This is a genomic window from Gilliamella sp. LMG 34359 (assembly GCF_984569085.1).
On the sequence record NZ_OZ474906.1, the window covers coordinates 3240554 to 3257131 of the forward strand.

Sequence of the window (16578 nt, forward strand, 5' to 3'; positions counted from 1 at the left end):
TAATGACTATAATTTACTTTTGATGTTCATCATATCAAATGGTCTTTTTTTATGAAAGTATTACCTCTTTAAATTAGCTTAATTTGATTAAGCTCTCCTCTTAAAGCAGTTCTTTTATAATCCTTCTTTTTTAAATAAGAAAATAGTTTTTTCTTCTGGATAATAAGGAATTACTGAAAAGAATTAATAAATTTTGTGAACAATTTCACAGAATTAACAATTTTATAAATGTTTATAAAAAAAACTTGATACTGTATAACAATACAGTATAATGTCATCCAATATCCTTACTTATTGGAATTTTATTATATGAATGAAAACAAACAACGAGCACTTTCTGCAGCATTAAGCCAAATCGAAAAACAATTTGGTAAAGGTTCAATCATGCGTTTAGGGGATACTCAAACGTTAGATGTTGACGCCGTTTCAACAGGTTCTTTAGGGTTAGACATTGCTTTAGGTATCGGTGGCTTACCAATGGGTAGAATCGTTGAAATCTTTGGACCAGAGTCATCAGGTAAAACAACATTAACATTATCAGTTATTGCGCAAGCACAAAAAGAAGGTAAAACCTGTGCATTTATCGATGCTGAACATGCCTTAGATCCAATCTATGCAGCCAAGTTAGGCGTACAAGTTGATGATCTATTAGTTTCTCAGCCTGATACTGGTGAACAAGCACTTGAAATTTGTGATGCATTAGTTCGTTCTGGTGCTGTTGATGTGATTATTGTCGATTCGGTTGCGGCATTAACACCAAAAGCAGAAATTGAAGGAGAAATGGGCGATTCTCATATGGGATTACAAGCACGTTTAATGTCCCAAGCTTTACGTAAATTAACCGCTAATATCAAAAATGCCAATTGCCTTGTTGTTTTCATTAACCAAATTCGTATGAAAATAGGCGTGATGTTTGGTAATCCAGAAACAACTACCGGTGGTAACGCCTTAAAATTCTATGCATCTGTTCGTTTAGATATCCGTCGTATTGGTGCAGTAAAAGAAGGTGAAGATGTTATTGGAAGCGATACTCGAGTTAAAGTAGTTAAAAACAAAGTAGCCGCACCATTTAGACAAGCAGAATTCCAAATTCTTTACGGATGCGGTATCTCTAAAGAAAGCGAATTGATCGATTTAGGTGTTAAACATAAATTAGTAGATAAAGCCGGAGCATGGTACAGCTACAATGGCGAAAAAGTAGGTCAAGGTAAAGCGAATTCAATTAAGTTTTTACAAGAACATCCAGAAATCGCCAAAGAGCTTGAAACTAAATTACGCGATTTATTATTAAATAGTCCTGCGGTTTTCTCTGCTGATGATGAAGATATTTCAACAGAAGATGAAAGTTTTGAGTAATGGAAAAAAAACTAAATAAATTAATCTTAAATAAAGCTGTGCAATTACTTGCACAGCGTGATCACTCATCATGTGAGCTAACCAGAAAACTAACTTTGTTTTTCAGCAAAAAAATAACCTGCTCAGAAGATGATTTTCCAGAGCAATTAAGCCAATTAAAAACAGAAATAGCAGATGTCATCGGCTATTGTACTAATCAACGTTGGATGGATGATAAACAATATATTGAAAAATATATTGCTATGCGCGCTAATAAAGGTTATGGAAAATACAAAATTAGTTTAGAATTAAAGCAACGAGGATTATCATCTGATCTTAGTCGAGAACTATTAGATACAGCGGATATCAATTGGTCAGAAATTGCGCATCAACAATTGTTAAAAAAGTTTAAATTTATCGACCCTTGTGATAATCAACAAAAACAAAAAGTAAAACAATTTTTGATTGCCAAAGGATTTACACAATTTGACATAAAAACTGTATATAGTATGTTGACTTAAACTACTATAGTCCCTACAATATAAATTAAAAATGCCCATTATATAATAAGCTCTCAAGATCTTTTAATTTTATTCCTTATTACTTTATTAATAGTAACTAGATCAATCGCTGTTTTAAGAATATTTACTTTTCAACTTAAGTTGTAACGGGTATATTACTATGTCTAAAAATTTATCGTTTAATATGGAAGCATAAATGAAAAGCACTACAGAAATTCGTCAAAGTTTTCTTGACTTTTTCCATAGCAAAGGACACGAAATCGTTGCCAGTAGTTCCCTTGTTCCACATAATGATCCAACACTTTTATTTACAAATGCAGGGATGAATCAGTTTAAAGATGTGTTTCTTGGTATTGATAAAAGACCTTATACCAGAGCAACCACATCTCAACGTTGTGTGAGAGCTGGTGGAAAACACAATGACCTTGACAATGTAGGTTATACTGCTCGGCATCATACCTTTTTCGAAATGTTAGGTAATTTCAGTTTTGGCGACTATTTTAAACGTGATGCGATTCATTTTGCTTGGGAATTATTAACCAGTGAAAAATGGTTTAATCTTCCTAAAGATCGATTAACGGTTACTGTTTATGCAACAGATGATGAGGCTTTCGCTATTTGGGAAAATGAAATTGGTATTCCTAAAGAACGTATTATCCGCATAGGTGATAATAAAGGAGCCCCATATGCCTCTGATAATTTTTGGCAAATGGGTGATACTGGACCTTGTGGGCCTTGTACAGAAATTTTTTATGACCATGGCGATCATATTTGGGGTGGGCCGCCAGGAAGTGCCGAGGAAGATGGCGATCGATTTATTGAAATTTGGAACCTCGTCTTTATGCAATTTAATCGTCTCGCTGATGGTACAATGGAACCTTTACCTAAACCGTCTGTTGATACGGGTATGGGGCTTGAACGGATAGCTGCAGTCTTACAACACGTCAATTCTAACTATGATATTGACCTATTTAAGAAACTAATAAAAAATGCAGCTGAAATCATTCAAACCAAAGATTTAGAAAGTAAATCATTAAGAGTTATTGCTGACCATATTCGTTCTTGTGCTTTTTTAGTGGCTGACGGCGTCCTACCTTCAAACGAAGGACGAGGTTACGTATTACGTCGAATTATTCGTCGCGCAGTACGTCATGGACATATGTTAGGCGCTAAAGATATATTCTTCTATAAATTGGTTAAACCATTAATTGAAGTAATGGGAAGTGCCGCTAATGAATTAGCAACTAACCAAAAATTAGTTGAAGATACGCTTAAGATTGAAGAAGAGCAGTTCTTAAAAACATTGGAACGAGGCCTATTCTTACTTGATCAAGAGTTAAGTAAAATTACTGACAACGTATTACCAGGTGATATTGCATTTAAACTTTATGATACTTATGGCTTTCCATTAGATTTAACCGCTGATGTCTGCCGTGAGAAAAATATCACTATTGATGAAAATGGTTTTAATCAATGCATGGAAGAACAACGAAAACGAGCTCGTGAATCCAGTTCATTTAGTGTTGATTATAGCAATATGATTAAACTTGATGATAAAACTGAATTTTTAGGTTATCAATCTAATGAAGCCTCAGGAAAAGTGATTGCTATTTTCCAAAATGGCAATAAAGTAGAGGCGATCAATGCGGGTGACGAAGCAGTTGTTATTCTAGATAAAACGCCATTTTATGGTGAGTCTGGTGGCCAAGTTGGTGATAAAGGTATTCTAACTTCTGCTGATTTAGTATTTGACGTCACTGACAGCCAAAAATACGGCAAAAGTATTGGTCACATAGGTAAAGTTACCAAAGGTACATTAAAAGTTGGAGATGTAGTAACCGCTGCAATTGATGTTGAAATACGCGAACGTATTCGTCGTAATCATTCAGCAACACATCTATTACAAGCAGCTTTACAATCTATTTTAGGTAACCATGTACATCAAAAAGGTTCTTTAGTAAACAACAGTTATCTTCGGTTTGACTTTTCACACAATCAAGCCATTACACCAGAACAAATTGTCGAAATAGAAAATTTAGTTAATCAGCAAATTCGACGAAACTTACCAGTAGACATAGAATTAATGCCTATTGATGAGGCTAAAAACAGAGGTGCTATGGCACTATTTGGTGAAAAATACGAAGATATTGTTAGAGTTTTAACCATGGGCGATTTCTCTATAGAGCTTTGTGGTGGTACCCATGTTGATAGAACTGGAGATATAGGTTTATTTAAAATTATTTCTGAGTCAAGTATTGCATCAGGAGTACGTCGTATTGAAGCTACATCAGGTCAAAATGCGATGGAATATATCCACCATGAATCCAATTTATTAAACCAAATTGGCTTATTGGTTAAAAGTGATAAATCAGCTGTTTTATCAAGAATAGAACAGTTACTTGATCAAACCAAAACATTAGAGAAAGCAATTGAACGGTTGAAAGCTGAACAAGCTAGCCAACAAAGTGGGCAATTGCTTAATCAATGTGAAAAAATTAATAATAAAAACTTACTAATTGCTAAAGTCGATAACGTCGAAGCTAAAATGTTACGTACAATGATTGATGATCTGAAAAATCAATTAAAAAGTGGTGTAATTATTTTGGCTGCTGTCAATGATGGCAAAATTAATTTAGCAGCTGGTGTAACCAATGATTTATTAAACATTGTTAAAGCTGGCGAATTAGTATCTCAATTAGCATTAAAAGTAGGTGGTAAAGGCGGTGGGCGGCCTGATTTCGCTCAAGCAGGTGGAATGGATCTTTCGGCGTTACCAGAAGCTTTATCTTCTGTAAAAAAGGAAATCAGTCATAAATTACAAGCAAGTTAGCCAGAAATACTCCTGTGTTGTTTAATTGGGCATTAGTGTATTTCTGTAAAATTCCGTCTTTTTGCCTTATCCGATGGGGGGCTGACGAAGCTATATCTTAAAATTGTTTGGATATATACTTAACTGATATTAGGAGATCTAATGTTAATTTTAACTAGGAGAATAGGTGAAACACTTATCATTGGTGACGATGTTGTTATTACCGTCTTGGGCGTAAAAGGTAATCAAGTCAGAGTCGGTATTAACGCACCTAAAGAAGTTTCTATTCATAGAGAAGAGATCTACAACAGAATTCATCAATCGCAAGACAAAATTGATGAAAAAGTTCAACCCAAAGAGTAATATTGGGCACTAAATAAACAACTAGCACGTGTTCGCAAAAAAATGTTTGACTTATTTTTTGGAGAACGTAATATGTGCGCCACACATTATGATTTTGTCGTTAAAGCAGAGTCATAATGTTTTGGTGAGATGGCCGAGAGGCTGAAGGCGCTCCCCTGCTAAGGGAGTATGCGGTCAAAAGCTGCATCGAGGGTTCGAATCCCTCTCTCACCGCCATTTTTAAAATTAAGATATGCATCCGTAGCTCAGCTGGATAGAGTACCCGGCTACGAACCGGGCGGTCAGGGGTTCGAATCCCTTCGGATGCACCATTTTAAAAACCTAATGTGCATCCGTAGCTCAGCTGGATAGAGTACCCGGCTACGAACCGGGCGGTCAGGGGTTCGAATCCCTTCGGATGCACCATTTTTTTACGAACTTACAAGCATCCGTAGCTCAGCTGGATAGAGCACTCGGCTTCGAACCGAGCGGTCAGGGGTTCGAATCCCTTCGGGTGCGCCATTTAAGCATCCTAAACTATTCTTCGATTTATAATAATCAATCAAACAATCGCATTGAATAATAACAACCTTAAAAATAATACCTACACTAAAACAGAATCTACTTTTACTCAATGTTATATCTAACCTATTGCCTATCTTAACAACGTTTAATAATACCAATATAGAACTTACTACAACGATTTTTTAGGTTCACCTATCCCCTACCCTATTCAAAACCCTAACTAAGCCTTAAAATGCGTTTTACGCAAGATTAAAAGCTAATATTCACACTTTTAAAGCAAAATAAAATTTGTGCAGCAACTTTAAAACTGAAGATTCATAAAAAGAACATTGAGAAGTAGCTAAATATAATTGCTTAGTTGTTTTATCTACATACTCAATAATAAAATTGAAGAACTAAACAAAACTATTAGCAACACATATTAGTTTAGAATATTGGATATAAAATGTTTTTATTGCAGAAAGGATGTAATGGTTACTAAGTAGTTAATCATGTTTTCTAAATCATAATAACCTAACTCTGTCAGTGCTAAGCTTATCACAACATTTCTTTTATTTTTTGATATTCATCAGAAGCTGATAAAAAGATGATGTCGAGGACGACAATCATGAAAAATCATGATTTAAAAACGATAATGTTACAAACGATTATTGTCGTTGCAAAACCTCAACCACGTTTATCACAATTTTTATATTACTCTTAGCAACAATACTTAACAGTAAAGCAACAATAACGAATACAATAGTTATAATGCTTGGAGGAATGAACGATATAACTCGCAATTGATTCCAGCTACAATTGAAATATTGGTTATTTTATCTGGTTATTTTATCTGGTTATTGATCAATTTATCTCTTGGCAAGTAAAAATTCAAAACGTTAAAGCGATAATATTATCGGTTTAGCAGTTTAATATAAGATATGGTTTACTCTATCCATCACGAATAACAGCCATTCAAATATTTTCATTTAAAAATGTTAATAAGATCTATATCAACAGAATATACCAATGGTAATAAATAGCTGATTTACAATTTGATTTACTTTTATAAAAAATAGCAAAATCGATTTAGAAAGTAGTAAATTATCTTTATTGTAAAATTTATTAAAAAATGATCGTTAATAACTTGTATTTGTTATGTCTTTTATTAATAATAGGCAAGTTAAAATATTCGGCAATATAAGCAACAAAAAATAATAATTAAATTTTTATATGGTTAAGATTTGCACATATAAAGAATAATTATTTTTTATCCAATTGAACTAAATAGATTTATGAATGTCAGTTTGAGTTTTTCGGGTATAGCACTTCGGTTGAATCCCGATATAATTCTAGTATACTAAGCTCACAAATTTCATATTCATCATATTTTTTATTTATATATAACTGAAATAAAAAATTAATCAGATAACATTAATAAACGATAATGGACTTTTTTTATGTTGGACCCAAATTTACTTCGAAACGAATTAGATCTTGTTGCTAGCAAACTAGCACGTCGTGGATTTAAATTAGATGTCGAAACTATTCGACAATTAGAAGAGAAGCGCAAAACATTACAAGTTGAAACTGAAAACTTACAAGCACAGCGTAATGCTCGCTCTAAAGCAATTGGAGAAGCTAAAGCTCGTGGTGAAGATATTTCAGCAGTACGAGAAGAAGTAAACAAATTAGGGGAAAAGCTTAACAGTGCTAAAGCAGAGCTAGATATCCTCCTAAATCAAATTAAAGATATCGCCTCCAACATTCCAAATGTTCCTGATGACTCGGTGCCTGATGGTAAAGATGAAAACGATAATGTTGAAGTGTCTCGTTTTGGAACACCAAGAAGCTTTGATTTTCCAATTCAAGATCATGTCGCTTTAGGTGAACGTTTTGGTGGTCTGGATTTTGCAGCCGGTGTAAAACTTACTGGTGCACGCTTTGTGGTGATGAAATCACAATTAGCTCGCTTACACCGAGCCATTGCGCAATTTATGTTAGATCTGCATACCGAACAACATGGTTACGCGGAAATTTATGTTCCTTATCTTGTGAACCATGCAACCCTATTTGGTACTGGTCAATTACCTAAATTTGCTGGTGATCTATTCCATACAAAACCTCTTGATGAAGAATCTGAAAGTAGTAATTATGCCCTGATTCCTACGGCTGAAGTTCCTGTTACAAATTTAGTCCGTGATGAGATTCTTGATGAAAGTGTTTTACCAATGAAGATGACCGCACACACGCCTTGTTTCCGTTCTGAAGCCGGATCTTATGGTAAAGATACTCGCGGTTTGATTCGTATGCATCAATTCGATAAAGTTGAATTGGTACAAATTGTTAAACCTGAAGAATCAATGAAAGCGTTAGAAGAGCTAACCGCTCACGCAGAAAAAGTTTTACAATTATTAGAACTACCATATCGTAAAATTATCCTTTGTACAGGTGATATGGGCTTTGGTTCTTGTAAAACTTATGATCTTGAAGTTTGGGTTCCTGCACAAAATACTTATCGAGAAATCTCTTCTTGTTCAAATATGTGGGATTTCCAAGCTCGTCGAATGCAAGCGCGTTATCGCAATAAAACTGATAATAAAACTTATTTAGTACATACCCTAAATGGTTCAGGTTTAGCGGTTGGACGAACTCTTGTAGCCATCATGGAAAACTACCAGCAAGCCGATGGCACAATCAAAGTACCATCAGTATTAGTACCATATATGAATGGTCTTGAATTCATTGGCTAACATGAATTTGTTATATTCGTAATAGCGCTATCAATTAGCGCTATTTTTTTATTAATGTAGGTGAATAAGATGATAAAAGGCGTTGCACTATCAATACTGGCATCATGTCTTTTTGGGTTACTTTATTACTACCCGGTATTATTACAACCTTTATCAGTCGTCGACATTTTTTGTTGGCGGTTATTAACATCTTTTCCCGCTATTGTGGTATTAATTTTTATTGAAAAGCAGTGGTCATCAATATCAGCCCTATTTACTCGAATTAAAAATCAACCATTCCTTTTAGTAGGATTGTTGTTTTCTTCATTTTTACTTACTATCCAGATGTTGATCTTTATTTGGGCGCCAATAAATGGCCACGGATTATCTGCTTCGCTTGGCTACTTTTTATTACCATTAAGTATGGTTGTTTTTGGCCAAATTTTCTATAAAGAAAGACTGAGTATTTTTCAAAAAATTGCCGTTGTTCTCGCCGGTATTGGTGTTATTCTAGAAATCTACATTACTGGTGCATTTTCGTGGGAAACCGCGGTCATTGCCTTGGGTTACCCTATCTACTTTATGACCCGCCGTAAACTACAAATAGAGGGGATTTCTGGAACCTTTTCAGATTTCTTTTTTATATTTCTTGGATGCCTTATTTATTTTATTCTAAATTATCCTTTCAATCGCGTTATTAGTGATCTATCACACTTTCATATTTTTATTCCAATGCTAGGAATTATTACGGCTATCGCTTTTGCCATGTATTTTGTTGCCAGACGACTATTACCGCTCGGATTATTTGGACTACTAGGCTACGTAGAACCAGTCTTACTTACCCTTGTTTCAGTATTATTTTTGCATGAATCAGTATCTAGTGAACATATTGTGTCTTACGGACTGATTTGGCTATCTGTTTGTGTCCTAGCGCTTGAAGGCATCCTCTATCTGTTACGGGCGGTGAGAAGGAAAAGATTAAAATAGAAGGTTAACAGGCGCGATTTTAAGCGCCTTATTTATGTTGAAGTTTTTTATTTGCTGAATGTTACATAATGTCCGTAACTTTCTATAATTGTTTGGATTCGATCCAACGTTTCTCTTGGTGGTGCTTCTACCCCTTCTAACATATATTTGTCACCAATAGTCTCCCATTTATAGGCACCAAGTTTATGATATGGTAGTAACTCTACACGTTCTATATTTTCCATTCCCTGAATAAATTGACCAAGCAAATGTGCTGAATTATCGTCATCGGTCCAACCAGGTACAACCACATAGCGGATCCAGGTTCTTTTATTAATCTTTTGTAGATATTTGGCAAAATCTAAAACGCGTTTATTAGGAACACCAACTAATTTTTTATGTATCTCATCATTTATTTGCTTTAAATCTAACATGACAAGATCGGTTACTTCCAATAAATCTTCAATAGTGTGATCGAGCTGCCGAGCATATCCATTGGTATCTAAACAGGTATGAATTCCTTCTGCATGACAAGCTTTAAACCATTCAGTAATAAATTCTGCTTGTAAAGTAGCTTCACCACCTGATGCCGTTACACCGCCACCGTTAGGCATAATAAAGCTTTTATAAGTGACAATCTCCTTCATCAATTCATCAACAGTGACTTCACGCCCAGCTTTTAAATCCCATGTATCACGATTGTGACAATACAAGCAACGCATTAAGCAACCTTGAAAAAAGACAATAAAACGAATACCAGGTCCATCGACAGTACCAAATGATTCAAAAGAGTGAATTCGGCCTTTGATGGGTTGTTCAGTTGTCATAATAATATTTTGTTCCATAACAATTCTCTAATAGTTGCTCACATCATTCTTTTGTATATTTTAACTCACTTAAAATTAGCTTACACCAATTGCATCAATTAAATATTAGTTAATATTTATTAATTATAGCGAATTTAGTTAGGCAACATTAGATTGTTATGACAAATATATAAGAATAACACTTATAGAGTGTTATTCTTATATCAAATTTGAGGATTCAATTATGTTGAGTCTTTTTAATTATTATATACAGGCTAGTTTATACAAGAATGGTAACTAGCCATATAAATAATTATTAATTTAAACAGCAACACCATATTGTGATGCCATTGCGGCTAAACCACCAGCAAATCCTTGACCAACAGCTCTAAATTTCCACTCTGAACCATGACGATAGAGTTCACCAAAAACCATTGCTGTTTCTGTTGATGCATCTTCAGATAAATCAAAACGTGCGATTTCTACTTCATTATCATTATTATATATACGAATGAAACTATTAGAAACCATACCAAAATTTTGTTTGCGATTTTCGGCATCATAAATGGTAACGCTAAAAACTAACTTTTTAACATTATCAGGGATTTGAGATAAGTTGATTTTAATTTGTTCATCATCGCCATCTCCTTCTCCGGTTCTATTATCCCCTTGATGTTCTATAGAACCACATGGACTTTTTTTATTATTAAAGAAAATAAAATGAGAATCCGATAGTACTTTATCATTTTCGTTTAACATAAATAGAGATGCATCTAAGTCAAATTCTTTTCCATCAGTAACTCGTGCATCCCAGCCCAATCCAACCATTGCCACTGTCATAGTTGGTGCTTCTTTTGTTAATGATACGTTCCCACCTTTTACTAGTGATACAGCCATTTTTAATTCCTTCTAACTTTAAGATGCGTTAATACCATATTGAGCACAAACAGAAGCTAAACCACCTGCATAACCTTGACCAACAGCACGGAACTTCCACTCACCATTATGGCGATATAGTTCACCAAATAACATTGCCGTTTCAGTTGAAGCGTCTTCAGTTAAATCATATCGCGCAACTTCGATCTGGGTATCATCATTAACTAATCGAATAAAAGCACCTTCTACCTGACCAAAACTTTGTCTTCTCGCTGCTGCATCATGAATAGTAACGACGAAAACGAGTTTAGCAACATCCGCAGGGATTTTCTCAAGTTTGATTTTAATTGATTCATCATCACCATCGCCTTCGCCTGTTCTATTATCCCCGGTATGTTCAACGGAGCCGTCTGCTGAACGTAAGTTGTTATAGAATATAAAATCTGAATCATTACGAACTTTGCCATTTTCAGCTAAAAGAAAAACCGATGCATCAAGATCATAATCTTGACCATCAGTGGCACGTACGTCCCATCCTAATCCGATTAATACATTTTTCATACCCGGATCGGTTTTGCTTAAAGAGACATTGCCACCTTTAGAAAGAGAAACACCCATATTTAACTCCTTGTTTGATTTATTTATATTAACTTATTTTTATTTACTCTTCTGATTTAGAAGGGAATAGCAAACTGGCTATGATGCCGAGTGCTAAAATTGTCAGTACGATAATTAAGCTTGTTGTAGCTGAAATGTTATAACCATGACCCCATAAATGATCAGTTGCATTTAAAAATAATTTTAGCGCAATGAAAAATAATATCACCATTACTGATTTTTCTAAATGTACTAAATATCGTTTTAAAGCATCTAATACGAAATACATACTACGTAGACCTAAAATTGCAAACATCATTGCACTATATATGATCAATGGTTCACGGCTCACGGCAATGACCGCAGGTACAGAGTCAAATGCAAACATAACATCAGAAATTTCAATGACAGCTAAACAGAGAAATAAAGGGGTAGCGAAAATGGTTGCTTTTGCACTACTCTTAACTACTAAATCTTTATTTTCTGGCTTAGCTAACTCCTCGTTAACTTGTTTTTTATTAATAAAGAAGTTATGCCCATAGATTTTAGGCCAAACAGGAAAAATTCGTTTCACTAAACGATAAGCTAAATGTTGAGAATAATCCTCTATTTCTTCATCATTATCATCATTTTTAAGCATCATAACAGCTGTCCAACCGACCACAACAGCAAAGATTAATTCAACATAAGAACCCAAGCTAAGCAGTCCTGTTCCGATGATAACAAAAATTCCTCTGAATATAATAGCACCAATGATTCCCCAATAAAGAATTCGATGCCAATATTTGCTAGGTATTGAAAACCAAGAGAAAATAGCCATCATTACAAACAAATTATCAATGGATAACACCTTTTCTAATGCATAGCCCGTTATAAATAAGCTACCAACTTCTGAACCATAGCTATAGAAAAGATAAACTGCAAATAACAGTGATATGACGATCCAAAATACCGACCATAATATAGCGCTTCTTAAACTAATAACCTTATCTTTTCGATGGGTAAATAAATCGATAAATAAGGCACCTACTAATAAACATACAAATACAATCGTTGTTTGTATTGGAAAACCGAGAAATTTTATCATTTTCATCCTAATTACATATTTACATTGCTTTTAGCTCTAACATAATGTTTTATTATCATACCTATGTCTAGAACTGCCATATAACTGACGTTTTTATACTTTTTATTTTATTATTTTAAAGCAAATTGCAGTGGCGCTCTATAAATTATCTTATTTACGACCTGCTTGCCATCTAAATTCCCAACCGTAAGCTTGAGATAAGTCCTGTTGATCACTAAAGTATCTGTTAAGGCGTTGTATCTTTATTGCTCCTTTATCATTCTTTAAATGCACAATAGCACATAACCTATTTCTGTTATCACCTTCAGTAAGCGGGGTCTCAATTTCAGGTTGCCCAGGTACTTGAACTTTAACGATGGCATCGGTTTGATTCCAATTTGGAACACCCTCATAAATGAAGGTATAAATAAGTACTTCATCAATCTTATTCCAGTGTTCCCCATTTATATATATCCATTCACCATCTTTATTGGAACCACTACGATCATCTTCCATCAACTGCACATAGCAAGGATAATTTAAAGAACCAAATGTGTTACCTAATGCTTGAATGACATAAATACTATTATCTTTCAATCGTACAAATGCAGCTAAATCAAGATCAATATTTTTGTTTGTGTTTAAAAAATTTGATAAAAATCCACGTTTTTGTTCTTTATTTGACTTATTCCAATTTAGATTTATACCAATCATTCCATAATTATCTTGTTTGGTTAAATTAACCGTAGTTTTATCTTTAGATAAAGATATTTTGTTAAGATTGACTTTACTTGAAGGATTGGGATTATTTACTTGATTGGCATTACTTACTTGATTGGTTTTAGTCTCTGAGGAATTTTCTTCATCAACGATATTAACGCCATAATTCTCCGCTAACGGTTTCAACCCACCATTAAATCCTTGAGCAATAAATCTGAATTTCCATTCCGAATTTCGTCGATAAATTTCACCCATAATTAATGCTTTTTCTTGGCGACCAACAATATCCACTTCTCCGATAGCAATAACTTGATTATTGGCTATAATTTCAATGGATAAATTTGATAACTGACTAATTGGTTGATATTTATCACAAGTAATCGTAAAGGCAACTTTTGTTACATCATTGGCTAATTTTGATAGGTTTACAATAAATTCATGGTTTTTGTTTTGGTCTTGTTTCCATAAAATCGAACCATTTTCATTCTTTGGCTGTCCATAAAAAACCATATCAAGATCATCTTTTACCTTATTATTAGCAAATAGTCGAAATGCTGAAGCATCAACTGGTAAACCTGAACTAATTTTGACCATAATATCATTATGGTTAATGACGGTATTTGCACCTAGAGTTAAATTTATCATCTGCCAATCACCTTATCAACAATTTGTGGGTACATATCTTGAATTGTTCTACCACTACAAGGAAAACCTTGTGCAGTAAAGTCCCAGGAACCACCATTACGTTTGAGAGTAGCAATGATAATTCCGGTATGTGAACCTTGCTCAGATAATTTATAGTGAGCAAGCTCTTTGTTATTTTGATCTAAGACACGGCAAAAAGCATTATCCACTTCATTAAATGTCTGTCCTCTGAAGCTATTAACCGTAAATACTAAATATTCAACATCAAAAGGGAGTTTTGGTAAGTTAACATAAATAACTTCATCGTCACCATCTCCTTCTCCTGTCAGATTATCACCACTGTGCAGAACTGAGAGACACTCAGATTCAAGATTACAAAACCAAACTTCATCAATTTTTTTACCTATAACATCTAACATGATGCAACTAGCATCTAAATCAATGGACTTCTCCGATGAAGAAAATAAACTACTTAAAAATCCTTTTTTAGCTTGATTATTACGTCTAACAGGATCCCAACCTAGACCAAAATGTAATTGATTTAATGCTGATGATTCTTTTTTAAGTGAAATTGTTTGATTTTTTTTAAGTGATACCATTTTTTCTCCATTCAAAAATATTCTTATAATAAATAGCTTTTTACGATTAATTTTTATTTAATGAAAATGACTAATTAATCCATACCAAAACATTGTGCCCTTTCAATAATATCGCTTGCCCAGCGATGCTGGGTAGACGGTTCACACATTGAACCATTAATATTAAATACTCCGCCTTGGGGAACAGATAAAATCTGTTTGGCTTCTGTATATTCATCTTCTGTTACCCGATAAAACTGATTAATGATATCTAATTGAGAAGGATGAATGAGTGTTTTTCCGACTAAACCATGCAAAATATCTAAGGCTACTTCTTTTGCTAATAAATCATTATCTGAAAAATGTTCGCATACAGGCGCTGTAAGATAAAATCCATTTTGGGCGAAGGTTACAACTAACATTTTAATAAGATAGCCAATAGGTCCATCGTAAATGGTCATATTTTTATGACGTCGCAATCGTAGTCCATTCATTAAATCATTACCGCCAATACGTAATAAAAGGATTCGATCACGACAAGGATGGACTGATAATATATCCGATAGTTGTTGCATTTTAACCACATTATAAACATCTGGTGTTTCTAAGGTTGGCATCATTAATAACTGTGTATTTTGTAAAATGGACCACCAATCATTTAGGCAATTTTGATCAAATTTTGCTATAACAAAACCAGCAACATAGGTTAGGTTTAAATTAGCAATTATCCAATTTGCGTTATCGATATTTCTAGGGCGTATAAAAATAAGTGGTACATTTTCATCTGATGTTTGATTCAGATGATCTGTAATATTTAATATACTTTTTAACAAATTATGTTTAGCGAAGGCAAAATCTTCTACTTTAATCGAATCTTCTAAACAGATAATGACTGATTTTAAGCCTGAATATTTATTATGAATTATAATATCAACAATATTTGGATTATTCGCCGGAATATATAAACTTGAACCAATATTCCAAGGTGATATTTTTTTATTCATCAGAGACCTTCTTTATAATTGTAATTGCTCGATAATTCCCTAAATTTTTATTATCTTCTATAATTTTTATGTTTTTACTTTCGGCCAAATAAATAAGTAGTTTTACATCCGGATCATTACGATCTCGAACTAAAACGTAATCAGGAATTCTTCTTAAAACGGCTCTAGTTGCCTCAGCTATACCAGGCTTAATTCGATTTAAATTAGTAATCTTATATTTTTCAGCCAAATGTTGTATAACTTGTTGGCTAATTTGGAATAGCTCATGTTTTTTGTTCGGATTGAAGCTGACATTTGGTAATGTGGTGGCGTCAATTTGGCGTCGATGTTGATCGACGATATCGGCTAAATATTGACTGCAATCATATTTCTCTAAATGGTTGCATTGAATACAACCATGTAAATCGCCATTTAACCAAATTGAACGAGATATCATTCCTGAAACAGGCGCTCCCATAATACCAAATGGAATTAACCAATCATCATCACTGGCGGAAGCCCAAGCACAACCACAAGGATCCGCCAAAACAATCAATTTTGGTTTATCTTGATAGCCTTGTCTTAAAGCTAAAGACTGCTGAAGTTGATTGGTAATAGCGCCTTTACCAGTCCAGCCATCTACGAAAACAATGCCGTTTTTACCGTGTTTATTTTCAATCCAATCCATCGCAACGGTATCAATACCACGATCGCGAATAATGCTGACACCGTAATGGTAAGTTTCTTTACCAAGATCTTTTAGTGCTCTTTGTAACATTACACCTAGTGGTACGCCTGCGCGAACTAAGCTTACGAGTACAATTGGTGTTTGAATTTGTTGAGTTAAAAAAATAGCAAGTTGTAAAACTTCTTTCGCTAAACGTTGACCTTCTTGTTGTATTGATTTTTCGAATAAATCCAAATGCCAGCTTGTCGGTTCATCTTCACGACTAATCATTTCCGAATAGTGTTTCTTTCCTGATTGAATTAATTGTTCTTTTATTTCAACAGGTGTAGTTTCCATTTCAACACGTTTTAGTAAAAATTGGACATCACAAGAAGTGTATGATCCTGAAAACGGTTCGATATTAATCATTA

The 16578-nt window shown here is 34.0% G+C and carries 14 protein-coding genes and 4 tRNA genes; 10 read left to right on the forward strand and 8 right to left on the reverse strand.

The window, feature by feature from the left end; translation table 11 throughout:
* The first annotated feature begins 309 nt into the window (after window positions 1–309).
* The 10 genes from recA to rarD all read left to right on the forward strand — a co-directional run bounded on the left by recA (window position 310) and on the right by rarD (window position 9230).
* The gene (recA, locus tag AC5LXV_RS14780; RefSeq protein ID WP_110422730.1) at window positions 310–1356 is read left to right on the forward strand and encodes a recombinase RecA; all 1047 of its coding nucleotides are present in this window, start codon (window positions 310–312) and stop codon (window positions 1354–1356) included.
* Window positions 1356–1856, forward strand: a complete 501-nt coding sequence (locus AC5LXV_RS14785; protein WP_493466899.1) for a regulatory protein RecX — start codon at window positions 1356–1358, stop codon at window positions 1854–1856. The genes recA and AC5LXV_RS14785 overlap by 1 nt, the downstream gene beginning before the upstream one ends.
* Window positions 1857–2052: 196 nt before the next feature.
* Window positions 2053–4686 (forward strand): alanine--tRNA ligase, encoded by a 2634-nt coding sequence (gene alaS, locus AC5LXV_RS14790; RefSeq protein WP_493466900.1) that lies wholly within the window; start codon window positions 2053–2055, stop codon window positions 4684–4686.
* Window positions 4687–4827: 141 nt separating this feature from the next.
* Entirely contained in the window at window positions 4828–5028 is a 201-nt protein-coding gene (gene csrA / locus AC5LXV_RS14795; protein WP_110432739.1) for a carbon storage regulator CsrA, read from the forward strand.
* Window positions 5029–5151: 123 nt separating this feature from the next.
* Window positions 5152–5244 (forward strand) — tRNA-Ser (locus AC5LXV_RS14800).
* A gap of 18 nt (window positions 5245–5262) precedes the next feature.
* Window positions 5263–5339: transfer RNA gene (locus AC5LXV_RS14805), tRNA-Arg, on the forward strand.
* Window positions 5340–5356: 17 nt separating this feature from the next.
* Window positions 5357–5433: transfer RNA gene (locus tag AC5LXV_RS14810), tRNA-Arg, on the forward strand.
* Window positions 5434–5452: 19 nt separating this feature from the next.
* Window positions 5453–5529 (forward strand) — tRNA-Arg (locus AC5LXV_RS14815).
* A 1442-nt stretch (window positions 5530–6971) separates the two neighbouring features.
* Complete coding sequence (serS, locus tag AC5LXV_RS14820; RefSeq protein WP_110432738.1) at window positions 6972–8264, forward strand: serine--tRNA ligase; 1293 nt, start codon at window positions 6972–6974, stop codon at window positions 8262–8264.
* Between the two features lie 69 nt (window positions 8265–8333).
* Window positions 8334–9230, forward strand: a complete 897-nt coding sequence (rarD, locus tag AC5LXV_RS14825) for an EamA family transporter RarD (RefSeq protein WP_110432737.1) — start codon at window positions 8334–8336, stop codon at window positions 9228–9230.
* Between the two features lie 47 nt (window positions 9231–9277).
* Here the strand turns inward: rarD and pflA are convergent, their stop codons facing one another.
* From pflA to AC5LXV_RS14865, 8 genes are all read right to left on the reverse strand, one after another.
* Complete coding sequence (pflA, locus tag AC5LXV_RS14830) at window positions 9278–10054, reverse strand: pyruvate formate lyase 1-activating protein (protein WP_219999672.1); 777 nt, start codon at window positions 10052–10054, stop codon at window positions 9278–9280.
* A 282-nt stretch (window positions 10055–10336) separates the two neighbouring features.
* Entirely contained in the window at window positions 10337–10912 is a 576-nt protein-coding gene (locus AC5LXV_RS14835) for a TerD family protein (protein ID WP_110432736.1), read from the reverse strand.
* 18 nt (window positions 10913–10930) lie between these two features.
* The gene (locus AC5LXV_RS14840) at window positions 10931–11509 is read right to left on the reverse strand and encodes a TerD family protein (protein WP_110432735.1); all 579 of its coding nucleotides are present in this window, start codon (window positions 11507–11509) and stop codon (window positions 10931–10933) included.
* 43 nt (window positions 11510–11552) lie between these two features.
* The gene (locus AC5LXV_RS14845; protein WP_110432734.1) at window positions 11553–12575 is read right to left on the reverse strand and encodes a TerC/Alx family metal homeostasis membrane protein; all 1023 of its coding nucleotides are present in this window, start codon (window positions 12573–12575) and stop codon (window positions 11553–11555) included.
* 150 nt (window positions 12576–12725) lie between these two features.
* The gene (locus AC5LXV_RS14850) at window positions 12726–13916 is read right to left on the reverse strand and encodes a TerD family protein (RefSeq protein WP_493468008.1); all 1191 of its coding nucleotides are present in this window, start codon (window positions 13914–13916) and stop codon (window positions 12726–12728) included.
* Window positions 13916–14518 carry a TerD family protein gene (locus tag AC5LXV_RS14855; protein ID WP_110432733.1) on the reverse strand — a complete coding sequence of 201 codons (603 nt, stop codon included), beginning with the start codon at window positions 14516–14518 and terminating at the stop codon, window positions 13916–13918. Before AC5LXV_RS14855 ends, AC5LXV_RS14850 begins: the two co-directional genes overlap by 1 nt.
* A gap of 74 nt (window positions 14519–14592) precedes the next feature.
* Entirely contained in the window at window positions 14593–15501 is a 909-nt protein-coding gene (locus AC5LXV_RS14860) for an HpcH/HpaI aldolase/citrate lyase family protein (RefSeq protein ID WP_493466901.1), read from the reverse strand.
* A complete protein-coding gene (locus tag AC5LXV_RS14865) occupies window positions 15494–16576 on the reverse strand; it encodes a cysteine protease StiP family protein (RefSeq protein WP_493466902.1) in 1083 nt (360 codons plus the stop codon). Before AC5LXV_RS14865 ends, AC5LXV_RS14860 begins: the two co-directional genes overlap by 8 nt.
* Window positions 16577–16578 lie beyond the last annotated feature (2 nt).